24 protein-coding genes are annotated in these 24,049 nt (G+C 60.7%); 20 read left to right on the forward strand and 4 right to left on the reverse strand.

The annotated features are described in order from the left end of the window. Positions 1–235 precede the first annotated feature (235 nt). From ACKLNA_RS05225 to ACKLNA_RS05280, 12 genes are all read left to right on the forward strand, one after another. On the forward strand, positions 236–1,420 hold the full coding sequence (locus tag ACKLNA_RS05225; protein WP_408985108.1) for a flavin-dependent monooxygenase: 1,185 nt from the start codon (positions 236–238) through the stop codon (positions 1,418–1,420). A 124-nt stretch (positions 1,421–1,544) separates the two neighbouring features. Further along, on the forward strand, positions 1,545–2,666 hold the full coding sequence (locus ACKLNA_RS05230; RefSeq protein WP_114883119.1) for an LLM class flavin-dependent oxidoreductase: 1,122 nt from the start codon (positions 1,545–1,547) through the stop codon (positions 2,664–2,666). 224 nt (positions 2,667–2,890) lie between these two features. Next, positions 2,891–3,787, forward strand: coding sequence for a VOC family protein (locus ACKLNA_RS05235; protein ID WP_408985109.1), 897 nt, complete (start codon positions 2,891–2,893; stop codon positions 3,785–3,787). 11 nt (positions 3,788–3,798) lie between these two features. After that, the gene (locus ACKLNA_RS05240) at positions 3,799–4,680 is read left to right on the forward strand and encodes a CoA transferase subunit A (RefSeq protein WP_408985110.1); all 882 of its coding nucleotides are present in this window, start codon (positions 3,799–3,801) and stop codon (positions 4,678–4,680) included. A gap of 12 nt (positions 4,681–4,692) precedes the next feature. Then, positions 4,693–5,487 carry a CoA-transferase subunit beta gene (locus tag ACKLNA_RS05245; RefSeq protein ID WP_408985111.1) on the forward strand — a complete coding sequence of 265 codons (795 nt, stop codon included), beginning with the start codon at positions 4,693–4,695 and terminating at the stop codon, positions 5,485–5,487. A gap of 24 nt (positions 5,488–5,511) precedes the next feature. Beyond that, on the forward strand, positions 5,512–6,384 hold the full coding sequence (locus ACKLNA_RS05250) for an enoyl-CoA hydratase (protein ID WP_408985112.1): 873 nt from the start codon (positions 5,512–5,514) through the stop codon (positions 6,382–6,384). Between the two features lie 2 nt (positions 6,385–6,386). Next, positions 6,387–7,454, forward strand: a complete 1,068-nt coding sequence (locus tag ACKLNA_RS05255; RefSeq protein WP_085709902.1) for a nitronate monooxygenase family protein — start codon at positions 6,387–6,389, stop codon at positions 7,452–7,454. Between the two features lie 11 nt (positions 7,455–7,465). Beyond that, positions 7,466–8,221: an enoyl-CoA hydratase family protein gene (locus ACKLNA_RS05260; protein WP_408985113.1), complete on the forward strand. Its 756-nt coding sequence runs from the start codon at positions 7,466–7,468 to the stop codon at positions 8,219–8,221. 10 nt (positions 8,222–8,231) lie between these two features. Next, entirely contained in the window at positions 8,232–9,398 is a 1,167-nt protein-coding gene (locus ACKLNA_RS05265) for an acyl-CoA dehydrogenase family protein (RefSeq protein WP_408985114.1), read from the forward strand. Positions 9,399–9,408: 10 nt separating this feature from the next. Then, complete coding sequence (locus tag ACKLNA_RS05270; RefSeq protein WP_408985115.1) at positions 9,409–10,464, forward strand: acyl-CoA dehydrogenase family protein; 1,056 nt, start codon at positions 9,409–9,411, stop codon at positions 10,462–10,464. 24 nt (positions 10,465–10,488) lie between these two features. Beyond that, entirely contained in the window at positions 10,489–11,637 is a 1,149-nt protein-coding gene (locus tag ACKLNA_RS05275) for an acetyl-CoA C-acetyltransferase (RefSeq protein WP_408985116.1), read from the forward strand. 25 nt (positions 11,638–11,662) lie between these two features. After that, positions 11,663–12,538 (forward strand): SDR family oxidoreductase, encoded by an 876-nt coding sequence (locus ACKLNA_RS05280; protein ID WP_408985117.1) that lies wholly within the window; start codon positions 11,663–11,665, stop codon positions 12,536–12,538. 92 nt (positions 12,539–12,630) lie between these two features. On the opposite strand, the gene ACKLNA_RS05285 is transcribed toward ACKLNA_RS05280, so the two are convergent. Continuing rightward, a complete protein-coding gene (locus ACKLNA_RS05285; RefSeq protein WP_408985118.1) occupies positions 12,631–13,668 on the reverse strand; it encodes a hypothetical protein in 1,038 nt (345 codons plus the stop codon). A gap of 377 nt (positions 13,669–14,045) precedes the next feature. On the opposite strand from ACKLNA_RS05285, the gene ACKLNA_RS05290 reads away from it, so the two are divergent. From ACKLNA_RS05290 to ACKLNA_RS05320, 7 genes are all read left to right on the forward strand, one after another. After that, positions 14,046–14,714 (forward strand): GntR family transcriptional regulator, encoded by a 669-nt coding sequence (locus ACKLNA_RS05290; RefSeq protein ID WP_408985119.1) that lies wholly within the window; start codon positions 14,046–14,048, stop codon positions 14,712–14,714. Between the two features lie 79 nt (positions 14,715–14,793). Then, positions 14,794–15,600 (forward strand): ABC transporter substrate-binding protein, encoded by an 807-nt coding sequence (locus ACKLNA_RS05295; RefSeq protein WP_408985120.1) that lies wholly within the window; start codon positions 14,794–14,796, stop codon positions 15,598–15,600. 11 nt (positions 15,601–15,611) lie between these two features. Further along, complete coding sequence (locus ACKLNA_RS05300; RefSeq protein WP_408985121.1) at positions 15,612–16,388, forward strand: amino acid ABC transporter permease; 777 nt, start codon at positions 15,612–15,614, stop codon at positions 16,386–16,388. A gap of 2 nt (positions 16,389–16,390) precedes the next feature. Further along, the gene (locus ACKLNA_RS05305) at positions 16,391–17,170 is read left to right on the forward strand and encodes an amino acid ABC transporter ATP-binding protein (protein ID WP_408985122.1); all 780 of its coding nucleotides are present in this window, start codon (positions 16,391–16,393) and stop codon (positions 17,168–17,170) included. A gap of 20 nt (positions 17,171–17,190) precedes the next feature. Continuing rightward, on the forward strand, positions 17,191–18,282 hold the full coding sequence (locus ACKLNA_RS05310) for a polyamine ABC transporter substrate-binding protein (RefSeq protein ID WP_408985123.1): 1,092 nt from the start codon (positions 17,191–17,193) through the stop codon (positions 18,280–18,282). Between the two features lie 25 nt (positions 18,283–18,307). Then, entirely contained in the window at positions 18,308–19,918 is a 1,611-nt protein-coding gene (locus ACKLNA_RS05315) for a gamma-glutamyltransferase family protein (protein ID WP_408985124.1), read from the forward strand. Between the two features lie 118 nt (positions 19,919–20,036). Next, the gene (locus ACKLNA_RS05320; protein ID WP_408985125.1) at positions 20,037–20,552 is read left to right on the forward strand and encodes a cupin domain-containing protein; all 516 of its coding nucleotides are present in this window, start codon (positions 20,037–20,039) and stop codon (positions 20,550–20,552) included. Positions 20,553–20,734: 182 nt separating this feature from the next. On the opposite strand, the gene ACKLNA_RS05325 is transcribed toward ACKLNA_RS05320, so the two are convergent. Next, positions 20,735–21,031 (reverse strand): hypothetical protein, encoded by a 297-nt coding sequence (locus ACKLNA_RS05325; protein ID WP_408985126.1) that lies wholly within the window; start codon positions 21,029–21,031, stop codon positions 20,735–20,737. 86 nt (positions 21,032–21,117) lie between these two features. Beyond that, positions 21,118–21,777 (reverse strand): carbonic anhydrase, encoded by a 660-nt coding sequence (locus tag ACKLNA_RS05330; protein WP_085709845.1) that lies wholly within the window; start codon positions 21,775–21,777, stop codon positions 21,118–21,120. A gap of 215 nt (positions 21,778–21,992) precedes the next feature. On the opposite strand from ACKLNA_RS05330, the gene ACKLNA_RS05335 reads away from it, so the two are divergent. Continuing rightward, the gene (locus ACKLNA_RS05335) at positions 21,993–22,559 is read left to right on the forward strand and encodes a TetR/AcrR family transcriptional regulator (protein WP_119426309.1); all 567 of its coding nucleotides are present in this window, start codon (positions 21,993–21,995) and stop codon (positions 22,557–22,559) included. An 82-nt stretch (positions 22,560–22,641) separates the two neighbouring features. Here ACKLNA_RS05335 and ACKLNA_RS05340 read toward each other — a convergent pair whose 3' ends face one another. Then, complete coding sequence (locus ACKLNA_RS05340; RefSeq protein ID WP_408985127.1) at positions 22,642–24,045, reverse strand: efflux transporter outer membrane subunit; 1,404 nt, start codon at positions 24,043–24,045, stop codon at positions 22,642–22,644. Positions 24,046–24,049: the final 4 nt, after the last annotated feature.

Here is a 24,049-nt window from a genome sequence, read left to right on the forward strand (position 1 = left end):
TGGAGTGCGATGGATTTTTGCGCTGGCGTGCCTGTGCAGCATCGTCCGAGGGGACTAGGCCTTTGGGTAGTCCGCGTACGTGCCTCGGATCATCACCGACATGGTCCGTTTGAGGGATGTCCGGCGCTTTTCACATTGTTTGAATGCCGCACAGGAGGCAGACACCGCAAGTGCGGCACGTGCCTCGCTGCACGCGCGCCCCGGCGGACGGGGTGAACAATGGAGAACAATAAAAATGCTCAACCAAGACCTGATTCGCCAGCGTCTGAGCCAGCGTGCCCGCGAGCTGGTACCGATTCTGCGTGAGCGCGCCCTCCACGCCGCGCAAGCCGGCCAGTTGCCGGAAGAAACCCTGAAGGATTTTCAGGAAGCGGGGTTCTTTCGCATCCTGCAACCGGCACGCTGGGATGGCTATGAACTGGAGCCCAAGGATTTTTTCGAAGTGCAGATGACCCTCGCCGAGGGCTGCATGTCTTCGGCCTGGGTGCTTGGCGTCGTGGCGATTCATAACTGGCAGATGGCGCTGTTCGACGATCGTGCGGCGCAGGATGTCTGGGGCGATGACTCCAGCGTGCTGATTTCTTCTTCCTATATGCCGGTGGGCAAGGTCGAACGGGTGGAGGGCGGTTTCAAACTCAGCGGGCGCTGGGGCTTTTCGTCTGGCAGCAAGCATTGCGAATGGGCGTTTCTCGGGGCCCTGGTGCCGGCGGAAGAGGCCGGTGGTGCACCGGATTACCGGACGTTCCTGGTGCCGCGCAGTGACTACCAGATTCTCGATAACTGGAACGTCATGGGGCTCGAAGCCACCGGTTCTCACGACATTCTGGTGGAGAACGCCTTCGTTCCCGAATACCGCACTCATCGGGCGTTCGACGGTTTCATGCAGAACAGCCCCGGGAATGCGGTGAACACCGCGCCGCTGTTTCGCCTGCCGTTCGGGCAGATTTTCGTGCGGGCCGTGTCGTCGGCGGCCATCGGTGCGCTGCAAGGTGCGGTGGATCAGTTTGTCGAGCACAACCGTGCGCGGGTCGGGGTCAACGACAGACGCAAGATGGTCCAGGACCCGGCCGCGCAATCGGCGCTGGCCAACGCCATGGTCTGTGTCGACGAATGCAAGACCGTGCTCTATCGCAACTTCGCCTTGATGCTGGAACGGGCGCAACAAGCCGAGCCGCTGAGCATGCCCGAGCGGGTGAAGATGCGTTACGACTCGGCGCTGGTCGCCGACAAATGCGCGAAAGCGGTGGGCGAGCTGATGTTCAACAGCGGTGCCTCGACGATTTTTCGCAGCCACCCGATCAACCGCGCGTTCCGCGACATTCACACCGGTCGCGCCCATGTCGCCAACAGCCCGGCGAAGTACGCCTGGAACCTCGGCGCCGTGAGCATGGGCCAGGACAGCAACGACTTTTTCCTCTGAGCCCATTGCGCTGAATCGGCTAGTCCGTTTGCAGGATTCCGGCGCCCCGGCGATGCCTGAGCATGAGCGCCAAGGCGTCGCTCACCCGCGCCGGTTGCGCATCCAACAAGTACAAGGATCAACCATGAAATTTTCCCTGATTTACGAAGCCCAGACGGTGGACTCCAGCCGTGAAGGCGATCGCAAGATTTTCGAAGACACCGTCGAACAGGCCGTGCTCGCCGACAAACTGGGTTTCGATACGTTCTGGTGCGTGGAGCACACGGCGCTCAGTAACTACTCGCACATGTCCGCGCCGGAAACCATGCTGGCGTTTGTCGCCGGCAAGACCGAGCGGATCGGCATCGGCCACGGCGTGGTCTGCCTGCCGCCGGCGATGAACCACCCGGTCAAAGTCGCCGAACGCATCGCCACCCTCGACCTGCTGTCCAAGGGCCGCGTGCATTTCGGCGTCGGCAAGGGCGGCACCCAGCAGGAAGCCGGCACCTTCGGCTACGACCTGACGACGTTGCAGCCGCAGATCGACGAGATGATGTACCTGATCCCGAAAATGTTCGTGTTCGATGAGATCGAGCATCAGGGCGATTTTGTGCAGATCCCGAAACGGCCGATCCATCCCAAGCCTTACCAGGACCCGCACCCGCCGATGTACCTGGCCTGCACCAACACCGAATCGCTGAACAAGGCCGGCAGTCGCGGCATGGGCGCACTGGTGCTGGGTTTTGGCGGCCCGGAAGAGATCGCCAAGAAGGTCGAGGTCTATCACCAGGCCTGGGACAACCGTGACGTGAAACATCAGGTGGGCTTCCGTCCCAACCGCCACATCGCCGCGCTGTGCCCGGCGATCGTGCTGGAAAACAATGAAGAAGCACGGCGCATCGGCATCCGTGGCCAGCGTTATTTCATGGAGTCGCTGGGTTACTGGTACGGCGGCGGTGAGCGTCCGGACCCGGAAAAGTGGAAGGACGACACCTTTGTCGATGGCAACGGGCAAAGCGTAATCAAGTCTCGGTTTGCCTCGGAAGAGGTCAGCGTCGATTTCTCCGACCCGACCATGGCCATGATGAACCCCAACCATGCCTACGGCACTGTCGAGGATTGCATTGGCTATGTGCAGCGGTTGATTGATGCCGGCGCCGACGAAATCCTGTTCATCTGCCAGATGGGCACCGTGCCGCAGTGGGCGCAGCTGGAAACGTTGAAGAACATTGGCGAGAAGGTGATTCCGCATTTCCGCAAAAAGTAAGCGGACCGATGCCTGCTGTTGATCGCAATTAAGGTCTGGAACGGAATCCAGTCCCCATTTCCAACGGGTCCCCAAGGCCCGTTTTTTTATGCCTGCGTTCCGGGTCTGCGCTAGTCCCATTGGACGATGTTTCCCCTCTGCGAACCCGTTTGAATAGGCCTCAATACAGTCTTCCGGCAATCACCGCTGGGCGGCTCGGCCTGAGAACAACGAGGAGTGCATCCATGGATATCCGTGGTCTGGGTTACGTCACCCTGTTATCCAGCGATCTGGCGCAGTGGCGGCAGTACGCAAGTCAGGTGCTCGGCATGATGGTGGCCGGCAGCGATGACGATGAGCGTCTGTACCTGAAAATGGACGAACGCCACCACCGGATTCTGGTGGAGAAAAGTACCGAGAACGGCTTCGGCGCCTGCGGGTGGGAAGTGTCGGGCAAAGCGGCGCTGGAGCAGGCCGTCAGCGAGCTGGAACGCGCCGATGTGCAAGTCACCCGTGGCACCGAGGCGCAGGCCCGGGACCGCAAAGTCCAGGAGCTGGTGCTTTTCAGCGACCCGGACGGCAACCGCCACGAACTGTTCTGGGGGCCATTGCAGGACTTCGCACGCTTCGTTTCGCCGGTCGGCGTGAAGGGCTTCGTCACCGATGAACTGGGCATGGGCCATGTGGTGCTGCCGGCACCGGGCTTCGACCGTTGCCGGGATTTCTACGAACAGGTGCTCGGTTTCGGCCTGTCGGACCTGATGAAAGTCCGCTTCACACCGGACCCGGCCGAACCGCAAAAACGCATTCACTTCCTGCATTGCAATAACGGCCGCCACCACTCGCTGGCGATTTTCGAGTGCCCGATGCCCCACGGTTGCGTGCACATGATGGTCGAGGTCAACGCCCTGGATGAAGTCGGCCGGGCCCTCGACCGGGTACAGGCCAATGGCGTGAAGATGTCCGCCACCCTCGGCCAGCACACCAACGACCAGATGATCTCGTTCTACATCAAGACTCCGTCCGGGTTTGACCTGGAATACGGCTGCGATGGCCTGGTGGTCGATTGGGACCAGCACACCCCGTTCGAAAGCACCGTGGTCAGCCACTGGGGCCATGACTTCAGTGTCGGTCGCCAATGAGGAATACGACGATGGACAAGCGAATGACCACGGCCGAAATGGTCGGCCAACTGCGTGACGGCATGACCATCGGCATCGGTGGCTGGGGCCCGCGGCGCAAACCCATGGCACTGGTGCGGGAGATTCTGCGTTCCGACCTCAAGGACCTGACCGTGGTCGCCTATGGCGGCGCGGACGTCGGCATGCTCTGCGCGGCCGGCAAGATCCGCAAACTGGTGTTTGCCTTCGTATCCCTGGATTTCATCCCGCTGGAGCCGTACTTCCGCAAGGCGCGTCAGGACGCGGCGCTGCAAGTGATGGAAATCGACGAAGGCATGCTCCTGCTTGGCCTGCGTGCGGCTGCGATGAAAGTGCCGTTCATTCCCACCGCCGTGGGGCTGGGCACCGATGTGCTGCGGCACAACCCGCAAATCAAGTTGATCGACTCGCCTTATGCCGACAACAAGCAATGGGTCGCGATGCCGGCTCTCAAGCTCGATGCGGCGCTGATTCACGTTGATCGCGCCGATGAGCGTGGCGTGTGCCAGATCAGCGGTCCCGATCACTACATGGACGACTTGCTCGTGCGGGCAGCGACCCACAGCTACGTGACCTGCGACGAACTGGTCGACAGCGACTACTTCCATGCCGATCCGGCGCGGGCGCACCAGGTGTTCTGGGAACGCAACCTGACCACCGCCGTGGCGCACGTGCCGGGCGGTGCGCACCCGTCTTCCTGCGCGCCGCTGTACGGCTTCGATGTCGCGCATTTCAAGGCCTACAACGCTTCGGCCCAGGCCGGCGAGGGCTGGCAGGACTACGTCCGCGACTATGTCGACTGCACCCACGAACAGTACCTGGACAAGGTCGGCGGCCTGGACGCCATCCGCCAGCTTCCTCTGCCGGTCTACTAAGCGAGCCTAGACATGACGACTTCTGCAACGACTTACAGCCTCGCCGAGCTGATGATCTGCGCCGCCTCCGAGGCCTGGCGCGATGACGGCGAGGTGCTCGCCACCGGAATCGGAGTGATTCCGCGACTGGCCGCTTCATTGAGCATGCTGACCAGCAATCCGCAGTTGCTGATGACTGACTCCGAGGCGTACATGGTCGCCGAGCCGGTGCCGCTCGGCACACGCAACGGCTACGAACCCAAGCGCGACAGCTGGATGGGCTTTTCGCGGATTTTCGACAACGTCTGGAGCGGCAAGCGCCACGCGCTGGTCGGCCCGACGCAAATCGACCGCTTCGGTCAGGCCAACATTTCCTGCATCGGCGACTACGCCAAACCCAAGGCACAAATGCTCGGCGTGCGGGGCTTTCCCGGCAACTCGATCAGCCATGCCAACTCCTTCTGCGTGCCCAGCCACAACCGTCGGGTGTTCGTCGAAGGCGAGGTCGATATGGTCGCTTCGGTCGGCTACAACCCGGCGCGCCTGGCCCGGGGCTGGTCGCTGGACGAGATTGATATCCGCCTGATCGTCACCGACCTGTGCGTGCTGGACTTTCTCGGCCCGCAACGACAAGTGCGGATTCGTTCGCTGCACCCCGGCGTGACCGTGGAGCAGGTGCAGGACAACACCGGGTTCGAGCTGCATGTGCCGCAGGATTGCCCGACGACAGCGGCACCCACCGCCGCGCAGCTGCAACTGATCGAGCGTCTGGACCCGCATAACCTGCGCGCCAGCCAGCTCAAAGACAACCCGCCGGGCCAGCGCTGAGTCGCACCGTTTCGGAGAAAAGTGATGGCTGAACATAACGATAATAATGCCGCCGACGTGGTGCTTTACGAGGTACGCGGGGAGGTGGCGCTGGTCACCATGAATCGTCCCGAGTACCACAACGCCCAGAACTCGCAGATGACCTACGCGCTGGACGCGGCGTTTCGCCGTGCCTGCGATGACGACGAGGTGAAAGTCATCGTGCTGCGCGGGGCCGGCAAGCACTTTTCCGCCGGGCATGACATCGGCACGCCGGGGCGGGACGTTCACAAGACGTTCGACCGGGCGAGTCTCTGGTATGACCACACCAACAAACCCGGCGGCGAATTTCTTTACGCCCGGGAGCAGGAAGTCTATCTGGGCATGTGCCGGCGCTGGCGGGAAATGCCCAAGCCGAGCATCGCCATGGTGCAGGGCGCGTGCATTGCCGGCGGGCTGATGCTGGCGTGGGTCTGCGACCTGATTGTGGCCAGCGAGGATGCGTACTTCGCCGATCCGGTGGTGCGCATGGGCATTCCCGGGGTCGAGTATTTTGCCCATGTGCACGAACTGAACCCACGTATCGCCAAGGAGTTTCTGTTCCTCGGCGAGCGCATGCCGGCGGCCCGCGCCTATCAGATGGGCATGCTCAATCGGGTGGTGGCTCGCGAGTCCCTCGAACAGGAAACCCTCGATATCGCCGGGCGCATCGCCCAGATGCCGCGCCTGGGCCTGCAATTGAGCAAGCAGGCAGTCAACAACGCCGAGGACCTGATGGGCAAGCGCGCGACCATGGACATGGTCTTCGGCCTGCACCATTTCGCCCATGCCCACAATGAACTGGTGTCCGGCGACCGGCTCGGCGGCTACGACGCCAGGGCCATGGCCAGTTCGCAACGTTCGACGGGTGGAGCGTGAACATGGCGATCTCATTGAATACCCGGCTGACCGAGTTGCTCGGTTGCCGTTACCCGATTATTCAGACGGCGATGGGTTGGGTGGCTGACCCGAAACTGGTCGCCGCCACAAGCAATGCCGGCGCCTTTGGTTTCCTCGCCGGCGCGACCATCGAGCCGCAGCACATGGAGGCGGCGATCCTCGAAACCCGGCGCCTGACGGATCAGCCATTTGGGGTCAATTTCCATATGTACCAGCCCAACGCCGACGACATCGTCGAGTTGGTGCTGCGCCACAAGGTGCGGGCGGTCAGCTATAGCCGTTCTCCCGGCAAACAGATGATCCAGCGCCTGAAGAACGCCGGTGTGGTGTGCATTCCCACGGTGGGTGCGCTGAAACACGCGCAGAAAGCCGTGGAAATGGGCGCCGATGCCGTCACCGTTCAGGGTGGCGAGGGCGGGGGGCATACCGGTTCGGTGCCGACGTCGTTGCTGCTTGATCAGGTGGTCAACGCAGTGTCGGTTCCGGTGGTGGCGGCCGGTGGCTTCAAGGACGGCAGAGGGCTGGTGTCGGCCCTGGCCTACGGCGCCGAAGGTATCGCCATGGGCACGCGGTTTCTGATGTGTGCCGAAAGTCCGGTGCCGGCGCAGACCCTCGCGCGTTATCTGGCGATCAAGGATCCGGCGGCGATCATCGTCAGCCGCGCCATCGACGGCATGCCGCAGCGGATGATCCGTAACGAACTGCTCGACCGACTGGAAACCAGCGGCGTGTTCAAACGCTGGGTGCTGGCGGTGCGCAGCGGTCTTGCTTACCGCCGCCATAGCGGCATGAGTTTGACTCAGTTGCTTTCCAGCGCTCTGAAAATGCGCAGCAGCGGAGACCTGACTGCCGCGCAAAGCATCATGGCCGCCAACGCGCCGATGGTCATCCAGAAAGCCATGGTCGACGGACTGCCGGCCGAAGGCGTGTTGCCTTCAGGGCAAGTCGCCGCCTCCATCGACAGCCTGCCGAGCTGTGCCCAACTGATCGAGCAGATCGTTCGTGACGCCGAATTGCGTCTGGACGAACTCTGCCGTCGCGTGTCGTGAAAGGAAAAAACATGCAGCCATTCAGCGTCAGTATCGATAACGGCATTGCCGAGCTGGTGTTCAACCAGCCGCCGGTCAACGCCTTCAACTGCCGGGCCTGGGCCGATATCGCCCGTGAAATCGAAGGCCTGGGCACCGACAACCGGGTGCGGGTCATCGTGATCCGGGCCGAAGGTCGCGGCTTCTGCGCCGGGGTCGACATCAAGGAACTGGCCGCCGACGGCAACCTGATCGTGGCGGTCAACAAGGGCAACTACGACAGCTTCAAAGCCATTCACCGCAACCCGAAACCGGTGATCGTCGCGGTGCACGGTTTTGTGCTCGGCGGTGGCATCGGACTTTGCGGCGCCGCCGACATTGTCGTGGCCTCCGAGTGCGCCACGTTCGGTGTGCCTGAGGTCGACCGTGGCGCCATGGGCGGCGGCGCGCATTTGCAGCGGCTTTTTCCGGTGCAGAAGGTCCGGCACATGTATTTCACCGGCGAGCCGATCAACGCGACCGAAGCCTGGCGTCTCGGGGCGGTGGAACGGGTGGTCAAGCGCGAAGACTTGCGTGAAACGGCATTGCAGATCGCCCGCACCATCGCCGCCAAGAGCCCGGCCATGATCAGCCTCGCCAAGGAAGCACTGAACGGCATCGAGGACGGCAATCTGGAAGACAAATATCGCTGGGAGCAGGGCTTCACGCTTGAAGCCTATCGCTCACTGGATTCACAGGAAGCACGGGACTCGTTCATCGAGAAACGTGATGCCCGGTTCAACGGCTGAAGGTGCGCACATGGATCTGACCTATACCCCGGCCCAACAGGCCTTTCGCGCCGAAGCGCGGGCGTGGCTGACGGCCAACGTGCCTCGCGAGCCGCTGCAATCATTCGACACCGAACAAGGTTTTGCTCAACACCGGGCCTGGGAAAACCGCCTCAACGACGGGCGCTGGGGCATGGTCACCTGGCCGGTCGAGCTGGGCGGGCGCGGCTGCGACTTGATCGAGTGGCTGATTTTCGAGGAGGAGTATTACCGCGCCGAAGCGCCTGCACGGGTCAACCAGAACGGCATTTTCCTGCTCGGCCCGACGCTGATGGAATACGGCAGCGAAGCCCAGAAAGCGCGCTTTCTGCCGCGCATGGCGACCGGCGAGGATATCTGGGCCCAGGCCTGGTCCGAGCCGGGGGCGGGGTCCGACATGGCGGCGATCCGTTCGCGGGCCGAACGGGTTGGCGACCACTACGTCATCAACGGCCAGAAAACCTGGTCGACCCGCGCCGTGTGGGCCGACTGGGTGTTCGGGATCTTTCGCACCGACCCGAACTCCCAGCGTCATCATGGCCTGACGTTCATTCTTCTGCCGCTGGATACACCGGGGATTACGGTGCGGCCGATTCCTCAGCTCAACGGCTTGCCGGGGTTCGCCGAAATCTTCTTCGACGACGTCAAGGTCCCGGTGGAAAACGCCTTGGGCGGCGAGGGCATGGGCTGGCATGTGGCGATGTCCACCGCCGGTTTCGAACGCGGCTTGCTGCTGCGTTCGCCCGCACGCTTTCAGGAAACGGCCCGGCGACTGGTGCAGTTGTATCAGGCCGATCGCGAGCAGGCCGACCGTGACCCGGCGATTGGCGAGGCGGTAATGCGCGCGTGGCTGGACGCCGAGGCCTACACCCTCAACACCTACCGCACCGCGTCGCAACTGGTGCAGGGCGGCAAGATCGGGCCGGAATCCTCGACCAACAAAATCTTCTGGTCGGAACTCGATCAGCGCATGCACGACACCGCCATGAGCATTCTCGGCCTGCGTGGCGAGCTGCTGCCCGAAGCCCCGGCGGCGGGCGATGTCGGCCACTGGCTGGAAGGTTTTCTGTTTGCCCAGGCCGGGCCGATCTACGCCGGCACCAACGAGATCCAGCGCAACATCATTGCCGAACGCATGCTCGGCATGCCGCGAGCTTGAGGAAGAGACCATGGACTTTAATTTCAGCCGCGACCAACTGCTGTTCCAGGACAACGTCAGGCATTTTCTGATCAACGAGGTGACGCCGGAACGCATTCGCGAACTCTGGCAGACCGATAGCGGGCGCAGTGATGAGCTGTGGGCGCAATTGGTCGAGCTGGGGCTGACCGCGCTGACCGTTCCCGAAGCGTTTGGTGGAATGGGCATGAACGAGCTGGACTTCGTGCTGCTCGCTCAGGAATGCGGGTATGCCGGATTGCCCGAGCCGTTGGTGGAGACGATGCTGGTGGGTGTGCCGTTGCTCGCCGGACTTGATGAGCGCCACGGGGCACTCAAGCAGGACTGGCTCGGACGTATTGCGGAAGGCAGCGCACGGCTGGCGGTTACCGAACCGGGCAATCCGCTGGTCAGTGATGCCCATGTCGCCGATCTGCTGTTGCTGGCCCATGGCGATGAGGTGCATGCGGTCGAACCCGGCGCGGTGCAGTTGACCCGCAATGTGTCGGTCGATCCGGCTCGGCAATTGTTCCAGGTCTCCTGGACTCCGTCGCCGGCGACCTGCGTGGCCTCCGGCGAACAGGGGCGGCGACTGTGGGCAGAGGCGGTTGATCGTGGCGCGCTGGGCAGTGCCGCGCAGATGTTGGGGCTGGCCAAACGCATGGTCGATCTTGCGGTGGACTACACCTTCGAGCGCAAACAGTTCGGCAAACCGGTGGGGTCGTTCCAGGCCGTGAAGCATTTGATGGCGAATGTCGCGGTGCAGATCGAGTTCGCCAAGGGGCCGCTGTATCGCGCGGCCTATGCTGTCGCCGAACAGCAGCCGAACCGCTCGGTGCTGGTTTCCCACGCCAAACTGGCGACCTCCGAGGCCGCGATGCTGGCGGCGAAGAACACCATTCAGGCCCACGGCGCCATGGGCTACACGTGGGAAGTCGATCTGCACCTGTTCATGAAACGTGCCTGGGCGCTGGACAAGGTCTGGGGCGATCGCGGTGCTCACAAAGAGCGGATCCGCTCAGCCTTGTTCGACGGTCGTTGCACACTGGGTGCCGGCGAGACGTTCTGACGGCAACACTTACCGAGAAAAATCATGCCTGAAGCTTATATTGTCGACGCCCTGCGCACGCCTACTGGGCGGCGCAAGGGTGGTTTGAGCCATATTCACGCGGCCGATCTGGGCGCCCATGTCTTGCGTGCGCTGGTCGAGCGCAACGGCATTCCCGATGAGGATTACGACGACGTGATCTTTGGCTGCGTCGATACGATCGGCCCGCTGGCCGGGGACATTGCGCGGACCAGTTGGCTGGCTGCCGGGTTGTCGCAATCCGTGCCCGGCACAACGATCGATCGCCAGTGCGGCTCGTCCCAGCAAGCGGTGCACTTTGCTGCGCAAGCGGTGATGAGTGGCACCCAGGATGTGGTCATCGCCGGCGGCGTGCAGACCATGACGCAGATCCCGATTTCATCGGCCATGATCGCGGCCGAGCCTTTGGGGTTCAGTGATCCGTTCAGCGGCTCCGAAGGCTGGGTACGGCGCTACGGCGCGCAACCGCCGACCCAGTTTCGTTCGGCGCAGATGATTGCCGAGAAGTGGGGATTGTCCCGCGAGCAACTGGAAGCGTATTCGCTGGAATCCCATCAGCGCGCATTGCGCGCCATCGAACAGGGCCGATTCCTGCGGGAAATCGTGCCACTGGCCGACGTGGTTCACGATGAAACGCCGCGTCAGACCAGCCTGGCGAAAATGGCCGAACTGGATTTCCTGTTTGGCTGCGACCGGGTGACGGCGGCGGTGTCCAGTCAGACCTGCGATGCGGCGAGCGCGATGCTGATCGTGTCCGAAGCGGCACTCAAACGCTACGGGCTGACGCCGCGTGCGCGAATCCACCACCTCAGCGTGCGTGCCGAAGACCCGATCTGGATGCTGACGGCGCCGATTCCGGCCACGGCTTGTGCATTGAAACGCGCCGGCATGAAGCTGGAAGACATTGACCGGGTCGAGATCAACGAAGCCTTTGCTTCCGTTGCCATGGCCTGGCTGAAAGAGACCGGATATCCCCACGAACAGACCAACGTCAACGGCGGCGCAATTGCCCTCGGCCACCCGTTGGGCGCCACCGGCACGCGCTTGATGTGCAGCCTGTTGCATGAGCTGGAGCGCAGCGGTGGCCGCTTCGGTTTGCAGACCATGTGCGAAGGCGGCGGGCAGGCCAACGTGACCATCATCGAACGTTTGTGAATGAAGTTTTGACGGGAGCAGCACCATGCAGATCTGTAAAAACCGCGTCGTGATCATCACCGGTGCCGGGGGAGGGCTGGGGAGGGCGTATGCGCTGGCCTTCGCCGCCGAGGGCGCGAAAGTGGTGGTCAACGACATCAACCGTGAGGCCGCATTGGCGGTGGTGGATGCCATCGAGTCCCTGGGCGGCAGGGCGGTGGCCAACAGCAACGACATCACCCGCTATGACGATGCAGCGTTGATTGTGCGTCAGGCAATCGAGACCTTCGGCGGGCTGGAAGTGGTGGTCAACAACGCAGGCATCTGTCGTGATCGCATGTTCACCAGCCTGAGCGAATCCGATTGGGATGCGGTGATGGCGGTGCATCTCAAAGGGCATTTCTGCATTTCCAGCCACGCAGCGCGTTACTGGCGTGAGCAGGTAAAGGGTGGCCAGTCCGTGAGTGCGCGGATCATCAACACCAGCTCCGGCGCCGGTTTGCAGGGATCTATCGGCCAGTCCAACTACGCCGCAGCCAAGGCCGGCATCGCTGCGCTGACGCTGGTGCAAGCGGCAGAACTGGGGCGTTATGGGATTACCGTCAACGCCCTGGCCCCGGCCGCGCGTACCGGCATGACCGAAGGGGTGTTTGCCGACGTCATGAAAAAACCGGAGGAGGGCTTCGATTACTTTGCGCCGGAGAACGTCGCGCCGCTGGTGGTGTGGCTCGGTTCTCAGGAATCCGCAGAGGTGAACGGGCAGATGTTTGAAGTGGAGGGCGGCAAGCTGTCGATTGCCGATGGCTGGCGTCGCGGGCCGGAACTGGACAGGCAGGGCCGTTGGGCCGTGGGTGAAGTCGGCGGAGCGGTCGCGCAATTACTGAACCGGGCGGTGCCGGCTGCGAAGGTGTATGGCAGTTGAGACGGGCCAGGCACCGGCTGAGCCTGCCGGCTTTTCGCAGCGCAGGTTCAGAACCGGTGTCTGTTTTTACTGCTTCAGAATCGGTCCTCCGCTTAATGTGGCAGTTGCTTCAGCACCTCGTCAGTAAAGTAGGGTTCGTCCTCTACCCAGAAGATGTAATCCAGTCCGAGGTAGTTGCGGGAGAACTCGATGATATCGGCAACCGTGTTTTTCTTGCCTGTACTGGGGTTGATCTGGCGCAGGTTGCCATCCTGAACTGCCATCCCTTTCACCAGAGTATTCGGATAAGCCTTGAAGAAACCGTAGGTCTGCGCCATATGACTTTTGCGATAAGGCATCAAGTCAGGTCCCCCGACCCCCATCTTCAGTTTCCTGGCTTCGTCGAACAAGCTACGCATATAGCCTTTGTCCTGCCAGGGTAACCACTCGCCAGGCAAGAAATTCAGGTAGACCATCGGAGTCGACTTTCTGAAAGCGCGGCTCAATGCCTGCATATTTGAATTGATCGAATCTACATAGACTTTTGGATCGAAATCCTTGGGAAAGAGGGTCGTACCGTCTGGCTGCTCAACGCCGATTTCAATAGAACTCTCGCTGAAATTGATCCCTTCGATTCTTCCATCCAGCTCCTTTCCCAAGGCTGCAATCAGCTTCTGGAAACGATCACGTACCGGTTTTTCCCACATTTTTGCCGACCATCCATACTCGTCATCGGACTCTGGTTTGTCGGGATCGCGTTCCGGGGCCGAGAGCATGCTCTGTTTCAGCACGCCGCCGTTGTAAATGGGGTCATGCAGCAGATAGTCCGGTACATTCTTTACATTTGGCTGGAAAGATTTTTCCTGCAGCTGTATCCAGAGTTTCTTGTCCATGGAACTCAAGTAGGCAAGATCCTGCCGGATCGCGGAAAAATCGTATTGGTCCTTGACCGGCTCCAGGCTGCGCCAGGTATAGACAATCTGCGCCCCGGCAAAGCGAGGGTCGGCTAAGGCCTTGTCGGCTTTGATATTTGAACCGTTTGCTTCGCGGTAAGGGAAGTAAATGTAATTTTTGGCGGGCTGTTCTGTCGCGAAAGCTGTGCTGCCCAAAAGCAGGACGAGGGTAACAAAGAATATTTGTATTGGGTTCACTGGGTGATTTCCGTTTAAGGCAGATTGAAGCAACACATTCAGATGAGGCAGTTTTTATCACCTCAATGGTGCAGACACTACCCGGCCACAAAGGCTTTCGGTGTTTACCGGTTTCGTAAAGCTTCCATTGGACCTTGCGAAAGACGGCGCCTGCGGGGTGTTACCTGGCTACCGTTCTGCACCTTTTCCGGGCTCGCAATGAGCCAATAGGTAGCAAATCCCGATCTTCGTGCCGGCAACTCTGGTGGCTGTGCACGGCTAATTTTCTCCTTAATTCATTCGAATCAACCCCTTGGCGCGGTGCTGCAGGTTCTGGCACGCATTCTGCTTTTATGTATCCGTGGATAATTGGATACAAAAAGACAAAAGGTGCCGCCATGCAATTCGCTCCCGCCTACGACCAGCGCCAACCGATGACCGCCGAGGAGGAGGCCTACAACTTTCTTCTGGAAGGCATCTGCGGCGGTCGTTACCGCAAGGGTGACCGGCTGATCGCCGAGGACATCGCCGGTGAAATCGGCATGAGCCGGATGCCCGTGCGCGAAGCCTTTCGCCGTCTCGATGCTCAGGGCCTGGTGACGCTGCGGCCCAATCGCGGTGCGATTGTCAGCGGTCTGGATGTCGAGGAAATGCACGAGGTCTTCGAGATGCGCAGCGCGCTGGAAGGGCTGGCGATTCGAGTCGCCGTGCCGAAGATCGGCGAGCGTCAGTTGACGGCCCTGGAACGTCTGCTCGATGAAATGGATGACTACCGCGACGAGAGTGCGGAGTGGGTCGGTCGTCATCGCAAGTTCCATGAATACCTGTGCAGCCTCAGCGGAAGACCTCGTCTGGTGAAACAGATTAGCGCGCTCTACACGCTGATCGAAGCCCCCATGCGTCTTTGGTTGCAGCACGTGGAAAAACCGCTGAGTGCACGCGAGGAACACGTGGTGATCCTCGATGCGATTCGCGCCGGCGATGCGGTCAAGGCCGAAGCGGTGGTGCGCGAGCACATCGAAGGCACGGTCCCCGAGCTGATCAAGTTTCTGCAATCGGAACGATAACCACAGAGCGGGCAACGAACCCGCCGATGTTTTGACTTTGAGTACTGCCCCGTTACTAACCGAACTGGAGTGTCTGGTCATGCATACGTCTCGCCTGTTGTTGGCTGCAATTTCCCTGGGGCTCTGTACGCAGTGGGCGGTTGCCGCACCCACCGTGCCGGAGCGCTTGCTCAAGGTCGACAAACTCACCTATTGCTCGGGCATGGATTCGCCGCCCCTTGTTTCCTTCGATGAGGCGCAAAAACCCAAAGGCCTGACCGTCGATCTGGGCCTGGAAGTCGCCAAGCGTCTGGGAGACAAGAAGGTCGAGTGGCGGGTGATTCCGTTCTCCGGATTGCTGCCGGTCTTGCTGGCCAAGCAGTGCGACATGATCGTCGACCAGTTGTTCGACAAGCCCGAGCGCCGCGAGGTGATCGACATCGTCAACTACATGTATTCCAGCCAGGCGGTGGTGGTGCCCAAGGGCAATCCGAAAGGGCTCAAGACGCTGGCTGATCTGAGCGGGCACAAGATTGCGGTGCTCAACGGGTCGACCATCAAGACCTTGCTCGATACCGAGAACGAAAGCCTGACCAAGGCCGGCAAGCCACCGATGAAACTGGTGGTCTACAACAGCGACACCGATGCATTCCAGGCGCTGCGCATCAGTCAGGTCGACGCTTACGGCACCACAGTGGAAACCGCCGGATATTACGCCGCCATGGCCCCGGACCTGTTCGAGGAAGGCGTTCCGGCCTTCAGCCGGATCCTCACAGGCCTGGGCATTCGCAAGGACGATCCGCAACTGAGTGCCGCCGTGCAGCAGGTGATCACCGACATGCGCAGCGACGGCAGCTACAACCAGCTCCTGAGTAAATGGCACGTCTCCAGCGACACCCTTGATTGAGGTAGACGTTGATGAATTTCAATTGGGATGTGTTCTGGCAGTACCTGTTGCAGCCCAGCGGGGTCTACCTCACCGGGCTCTGGCTGACGTGCCTGATCAGTGTGCTGGCCATGTTATTGGGTTGTGTTTTGGGATTGGCGGCGGCGTTGCTGCGTTTATCGAAGAACCCGTTGCTGCATCTGCCGGTGCGCTTTTATGTGTGGCTGATGCGCGGGACGCCGTTGCTGGTGCAGATCGTCTTCCTTTACACGGCGCTGGCGGCGGGCGGAATTTTCCGCTTCGAAGACATCGAGCTGTTCGGGCTGATGGTCCCCGGCAACATCCAGGCCGCGATCATCGCCCTGGGGCTGAACGAGGGCGCGTACATGGCCGAGATCATTCGGGCCGGTATCGGTGCCGTCGACAAGGGGCAATACGAGGCCGGGCGTTCCCTGGGCATGACCTTTGCCAAGCTGATGCGCCGGATCGTTCTGCCGCAGGCGTTTCGGGTGATCGTGCCGCCGCTGGGCAACGAGTTCAACGTGATGCTCAAGAATACGACGCTGGTCAGCGTGATCGGTGTGCAGGAGTTGCTGCTCAGCACGCAGATGGTCACTTCGGCGACCTTCCGGGTGTTCGAGTTGTACCTCGTGGTGGCGATCTATTTCCTGTTGCTCACCACATTGTGGGGCTTCTTCCAGCGCTGGCTGGAGACGCGTTTCGGCCAGTCGGACCGGCCTTCGTCGCCGCCGCCGGCATCCAGCCGGATGTTCGGTCGCAGCACGCTGAAACTGCTGAGGGGACGTTAACCATGGCGCAACAAAGTGACGAACTGATCATCGAAGCGCTGAACATTCACAAGTCGTTCGGCAACCTCGAGATTCTCAAAGGGATTTCCCTGCAAGTGCGGCGCGGTGAGGTGGTGGTGCTGATCGGCGCCTCGGGGTCGGGCAAAACCACGTTTATCCGCTGCATCAATTTGCTGGAAGACATTCAGTCCGGGCAGATCCGCGTCAACGGCCAGTCCATGGGCTATCGCACGAAGGCCGATGGCAGCCTGGTGCGGGATTCGGAACGCAACATTGCCCGTCAGCGGCGGGACATCGGCATGGTGTTCCAGCGCTTCAATCTGTTCCCGCACATGACCGCGCTGGAAAACATCATCGAAGCCCCGATTCAGGTGTTGGGTGTGCCGCGCAAGGCGGCGGAGGAACAGGCGCGGGCTCTGCTCAAGCGTGTCGGGTTGGCGGAGAAGGCCAACCATTACCCGTCGATGCTTTCCGGTGGCCAACAGCAACGGGTGGCGATTGCCCGGGCGTTGGCCATGAAACCTCAGGCGATGCTGTTCGACGAGCCCACCAGTGCGCTGGACCCGGAAACCGTCGGTGAGGTCCTGCAGGTAATGAAGGAATTGGCGGAGGAGGGCATGACGATGGTGGTGGTCACCCATGAAATGGGTTTTGCCCGTGAGGTCGCGGACCGTGTGGTGGTACTCGATCAAGGTGAACTGATCGAGCAGGGCCCACCGGAACAGATTTTCAGTCACCCCACTCATCCACGTACCCAAGCCTTTCTCAGCCGCGTGCTGTGAGACTCACAAGGATATTGACGATGCGTTTATCGAGCGTGTTTGCAGCCCTGTGCTGCGCTGCCGTGGTGCCCATGATCCAGGCTGCCGACCCGGTGGTGAAGGTTTACAACTGGTCCGACTACATCGGCCCTGACACCCTGAAGAACTTCGAGAAAGACAACGCCATCAAGGTGCAGTACGACATCTTCGACACCAATGAAATGCTTGAGGCCAAGTTGCTTTCCGGGCACTCGGGGTATGACGTGGTGGTGCCTTCCAGCCAGTTTCTGTCGAAGCAGATCCGGGCCGGCGCCTATCAGCCGTTGCAGCGTGAATTGCTGGATAACTGGAAGCACCTCGACCCGCGTCTGATGCAGCGACTGGAAGCGGCCGATCCGGGCAATCGTTATGCCGTGCCTTATATGTGGGGCACCGTGGGCATTGGCTACAACGAGGAGAAAGTCCGCGCGGTGCTGGGCAAGGACGTGCCGCTGGACTCCTGGGCCATGGTGTTCGATCCGCAGAACCTTTCCAGGCTCAAAAGCTGCGGCGTGGCCTTTCTCGATGCGCCGGTAAAGATCATTCCTCAAGCCATGCTTTATCTCGGGCTCGACCCCAACAGCGTCAAGCCGGACGACTACAAGCAGGCGTCGAAACTGCTGATGAGCTTGCGGCCGTCGGTGACTTACTTCAACTCTTCGAAGTACACCGCGGACCTGGCCAATGGCGATATCTGTGTGGCGATCGGTTACTCCGGCGACGTGATGCAGGCCCAGACCCGGGCCCGCGAGGCCGGGAAAAACATCGATATCCGCTACGTCATTCCCAAGGAAGGCGTGAACCTGTGGTTCGACATGCTGGCGATCCCCAAGGACGCCGGCAACGTGGCCAACGCCCATGCAGTGATCAACTATCTGCTGCGACCCGAGGTGATTGCGTCGGTCAGCGACTACGTCGGGTATGCGAACCCGAACAAGGACGCCACGCCGTTGATGGATCCCAAGGTCAGCGGCAACCCGGGGATCTATCCGGGCGATGAGGTGATCAGCCACACCTTTGTCTCCGCCGATCTGCCGGAAAACATCCAGCGTCTGATGACCCGCGAATGGAACCGGATCAAGTCCGGCCAATGAATCCTTGTTTTGAAGAGCCTTTGCCATGCTGAATTTTTCTGCTCACGAATATCCATATCCGTCGCAACGCCAAAGCGTGTTTGCCCGTCGAGGCATGGTGGCGGCGTCCCAGCCACTGGCCGCTCAGGCCGGTATCGAGATGATGCAAAAGGGTGGCAATGCGATCGACGCCGCCATCGCCACTGCGGCAGCGCTGACCGTGGTCGAGCCTACGGGGTGTGGCCTTGGCGGCGATGCTTTTGCCCTGGTCTGGTTCAAGGATCAGTTGCATGGTCTCAATGCCAACGGCCATGCGCCGGCTGCGTTAAACGTTGAAGCAGTCAAGGCGGCCGGTCATGAACAAATGCCGTTGTATGGCTGGACGCCGGTGACGGTGCCCGGCTGCCCGTCGGCCTGGGCCGAACTTTCTGAACGTTTCGGGGTGCTGCCGTTTGCTGACTTGCTGCAACCGGCGATCAGCCTGGCGCGGGATGGTTTTCCGCTGTCACCCGTGGTTGCCCATCAGTGGCAGGTTGCTCTGGATGAGTTCAGTCCCCATCGCGACGAAGTATTGGATGCGTGGTTCGATACTTTCCTGATTGAGGGGCGGGCGCCGAGGGCAGGGGAGCTGTTTCGCAATCCGGCACAAGCGCGGACGCTTGAAGAGTTGGCGCAGAGCCGGTGCGAGAGTTTGTATCGCGGCGCATTGGCCCAACGGCTGGATGCACATTCACGGGCGACTGGCGGGTATCTGCGAGCCACGGATCTGGAACATTACCGTGCGAAGTGGGTGGAGCCGATCCACGTCAACTATCGTGGTGTGGATGTCTGGGAAATCCCGCCAAGCGGCCAGGGTCTGGTTGCGTTGATGGCGCTGAAGATTCTCGAGGGTTTCGACTTCGATCATCGTGACAGCCAACAGACCTGGCATCGTCAGCTGGAGGCCATGAAACTGGCCTACAGTGATGGTTTGCACTACATCACCGATCCACTGCACATGCGTGTGGCGGTGGCCGATCTGTTGAGTGATGACTACAGCGCACGGCGCCGTGGGCAGATTGGCGATAAAGCTCAGCCACCCAAGCCCGGCGATCCTCACGCGAGCGGTACGGTTTATCTGGCGACGGCCGATGGGCAAGGCAACATGGTGTCGTTCATCCAGAGCAATTACCACGGCTTTGGTTCGGGTGTGGTGCTGCCTGACAGCGGCATTGCACTGCAGAACCGAGGGCAGGAATTCAGCCTTGATCCGGAACATGCCAACTGCCTGGCGCCGGGCAAGAAGACGTTTCATACGATCATTCCGGGGTTCCTGACCAAGGACGGAAAGGCACTTGGACCGTTTGGTGTGATGGGCGGGTACATGCAGCCTCAGGGGCATGTGCAGATGGTCATGAACCTGGTGGATTTCGGGCTGAACCCGCAATCAGCGCTGGACGCGCCGCGTTGGCAATGGCTGGGGGGAATGAAAGTCGGGATCGAGCAGGGAGCTTCGAGGGATCTGGCCAATGCGTTGGTGCGTCGGGGGCATGAGGTACAGATTGCCTTTGATCTGACGGATTACGGCCGGGGGCAGATCATTCTTCGTGATCCGGTCAGTGGCGTGCTTTGTGGCGGGACGGAGCCGAGGGCGGATTCGCATATTGCGGCGTGGTGAAGTCAAGAGCAGAAGTGCAGCGAACGTCTTCGAATGTTAGGCCATTATAGGTTAACTACACTAAATGACCGTTTAGTCGAGTTATTACACGCTGTATTGAAAATCGTTGGAGCAGGTCATGAATCCACGCTCGATTACTGCGTCAAACCTGATCGCATCACTGGACCTTGAACCTCACGTCGAAGGCGGTTTCTTTCGCAGAACCTATCAGGCCGACCACCGGGATATGCTCGAAACAACGGGCGGGCCGCGTTATCTGATGACGTCGATTTACTACCTGTTGACCGAAGATTCACCGGTCGGCCAGTTTCATTTCAACCAGTCGGACATCCTGCATTATTTCCATCTGGGCGATGCCATCGAGTACAGCCTGATTCATGCTGACGGTTCGCTGCAGACGCTGGTGATGGGCAACGATGTTCTGGCCGGCCAACAACTTCAACTGCACGTACCGGGCGGAATCTGGAAAGCCTCCAGACTGCTCGATGGCGAGAACGGATTTGGCTTGATCAGCGAAGCGGTTTCGCCAGGGTTTGATTTTGCGGATATGGAAATGGGGAATCGGCGGAAACTCACGGTGCAGTATCCGCAGCATCGAGCGCTGATTGAAAAGCAGACGCGTGACGAGGGTTGAGAGCCGTACATTTGAAATTGAGAGATGACCGCGCATCAAAGGCAAGGTGCCTTGGAGAGCCATGGTGGAGATTGAAATCGGGTGCGCAACCGGGCTGATCTCGTAACATCTAGTTACGTGTAATGTATATTATGTTAAATGATGTGTCAGAGCGGAACTTTATGAAACCTGCTTATGGCCTGTCACTCCGATTCGCCACCCAACTCAACCTGGATCTTTCGCACCACACTGTGCATCGCTGGCAGGTAACGCCGAGCCGCTTCCTCCACCGACATCGCCTTGGCGATGTACACCAGGTTCAGACAGCCCATTAGCCGCGCCTCATGGGTGATCGGAATGGCGATGGCGGCGATCTTGCGCTCCTGGCCCCAGTGGGAGTTATTTTCGCCGTATCCCTTGCTTACCGTATGTTCCACCAACCGTTCAACAAACCGCCGGTCCGCTGCCAGCGCGGATTGCTCGTCTTCGCGGCTGATCATCAACTCAAAAGCCGTCTCGCCTCGACCAAATCCCGGGGCTGGTTGGCCAGGACGAAGCCATCTCCGTCCTGACTCGTCCGTCGGCGTTACACCTGATCAACGTTGCGCGCAGCGACGGCAACGGTGGTCGGTGAATCGGAAAGTTTGATGAAGCGGCGAGTGGCGCCATCCAGCGCATCGATGCAGCCCGCCTCGATGTCGTAGACCCAGCCATGCAGGTTCAAACGCCCCTGCTCAAGCGCCAGTGCTACCGATGGGTGAGTGCGCAGGTTCGCCAGTTGTGCGATCACGTTTTCACGCACGAGGCCGTCGAGCTTGTCACGCGGCGTATCGAATTCATGCGCCGCATTGATTGCTTTCGCGGCGTCCGAGTGGCGAAGCCAGTTGGCAACGGCCGGAAGATGATCCAGACAGGTGCAGCGTGAAATCGCGCCCATCGCCCCGCAATCCGAGTGGCCGCAGATCACGATGTCCTTTACGCCGAGCACGGCAACCGCATATTCGACGGTGGCCGAAACACCACCCGGTTCAGGGCCGTACGACGGCACGATGTTGCCGGCGTTGCGGATCACGAACAGCTCGCCCGGTTCGCGCTGTGTGAGGAGTTCTGGTACTACACGGCTGTCCGAGCAGGTGACGAACAACGCCTTGGGGTTCTGTTCTGTCGCGAGCTGCTTGAAAAGCTCGACACGTTGCGGATAGACCTCGCGCTGGAAACGCAGAAAGCCATCAATGATGTCACGCATGGAATCCTCCAAATCAAAATGCCGGATACCGACACGAGCACTCGACATGCCCTCGCGCCGCAATGGCGGTCATTATTGCAGACCTCGCGCGCATTGGATGTACTCAATCAACGGTGGACGATGCCTGGCCGGGGTTCCGGGGGAATTTCAACTGGTCGGGTACAGGCCTTTTCCTGCACAATCCCACGCATTGAAATTCGCTCCGAGACCCACTGATGTCCCTGACTCCCCAAGACGAACGACTCATCAAGGCCCTGGCCCTGGCCATCGTTGATCGTCCACGCGCGACGCTCAAGGAACTGGCTGAAGCCGCCGGCGTCAGCAAGGCGACGCTGCACCGCTTTTGCGGCACCCGTGACAATCTGGTGCAGATCATGGAAAGCCACGGTGAGACCGTTCTGAACCAGATCACCACTTCGACCGACCTGTTGAATGGCGATCCGGTGCAAGCCCTGCGCGGCTTGGTCAATGAGCATCTGGCGCATCGTGAAATGCTGGTTTTCCTGCTCTTTCAGTATCGCCCCGACACGTTCACCGACACCGATGAAGGCAAGCGCTGGCAGTTTTACCTCGATGCCCTCGATGCCTTTTTTCTGCGCGGCCAGCAATTGGGCGCGTTCCGTATCGATATCACGGCGGCGGTCTTTACCGAGCTGTTCCTGACCATGATCTTCGCCATGGTCGATGCCGAGCGCCGTGGGCGTGCCGCCAGCGCCAACTCGGCCAATGTCGTGGAACAGATGTTCCTGCATGGCGCTGCCAACCCTGCCCGTCCTCAATAGCATTTCACCCTGCAAAAAAGCCCCGTGACCTTTCGATCCACGGGGCTAACGGGTTGGATGCGCCAACCCGAAGGAGCTCCTTTCAGGACTTGTCCGGCGACCAGCCTCCGCCCAGCGAGCGGAACAGATCGACCAGGGCAATCTGCCGCTGGGTGCTGACCTCGATGAACGCCGTTTCGTTGACGAAACTGGTGCGCTGGGCATCGAGGTAGCGCAGGTGACTGTCGATGCCGCCTTCATAACGCGCCTTGGCCAGTTTCAGCGTTTCGCTGCTGGTGTTGGCCAATGCGCGTCGGGCTGCTTCTTCCCGGCGCAAGGTGTCGGTGGCGGACAATGCATCGGCGACCTCGCGAAACGCCGTCTGAATCGTGCCCTCATACGCCGCTACCGCTGAGTCCTTGCGAGCTTCCGCGAGGCTCAACCCTGCACTGTTGCGCCCGGCATCGAACAACGGCAGCGACAGGTTCGGCACAAAACTCCAGGACCGCGAGCCGCCGTCGAACAAGCCGGACATTTGCGCGCTGGACGTGCCGAAGCTGCCGGTCAGGCTGATGCGCGGAAAGAACGCCGCCCGAGCCGCCCCGATGTCGGCATTGCGCGCCTGCAGTCGGTGCTCGGCGGCGAGGATGTCCGGTCGGCGCTCGATCAAGGCGGAGGTGGTGTCAGGCGCAATGTCCTGAACCAGCATCGGTTCCGTCGACAGCCGCTCAGGAATCGACTTCGCTGCATCCTTGGTGCCCAGCAACAACACCAGCGCGTTGAAGGCCTGCTGTTTCTGCCGCAGATTGCTTTCCTGTTCGGCGCGGGATTGCTCTACCAGCCCCAACGCTTCCTGATAGTCCAGCGCTGTGGCCGTGCCGTTTGATCGGCGCTGGCTGATCAGCGCGAACGAGTACTCGCGGCTGATCAGCGTTTGCTGAGTCAGCTCCAGACGACGCTGGGCGCCATCGTGAATCAGGAAGGCCTGACTGACTTCGGCGATCAGGGCGATCTGCGCGGCACGGGCTGCCTCTTCAGTCGCCAGGTACTCCTGCAACGCAGAGTCAGTGAGGCTCTTCACCCGACCAAACAGATCCAGCTCGTATTCCGGCAGCGACACGCCGACCTGATAACTGCTGGCAACGCCTGCCTGACCATTGCTGGCCAGATCCGCCGGCAAGCGCTGACGATTGCCGGATGCACTGGCGTTCAAGCCCGGAACTCGGTCCGCCCGCTGAATGCGGTATTGCGCCCGGGCCTGCTCGATGTCCAGAAGCGTCTGGCGTAAAGAGCGGTTATTGTCCAGCGCGACCCCAACCAGGCGACGCAGGTCCGGATCGACGATAAACGTCTGCCACGCCAACTGATTGATCGGACTGCCCTGCTTCGCCGACTGCCCCGCCCAAGTATCCGCCACCGGCGCAACAGGACGCTCATAAGTCGGTGCCAGTGAGCAACCGCTCAGCAGCATGGCGATCACCAGCGTAGAAAGTGCAGAAATACGCATGGAA

Origin of the sequence: Pseudomonas sp. UV AK001 (genome assembly GCF_046097675.1) — a bacterium.
In the GTDB taxonomy this organism is placed as follows: Bacteria; Pseudomonadota; Gammaproteobacteria; order Pseudomonadales; family Pseudomonadaceae; genus Aquipseudomonas; species Aquipseudomonas kribbensis.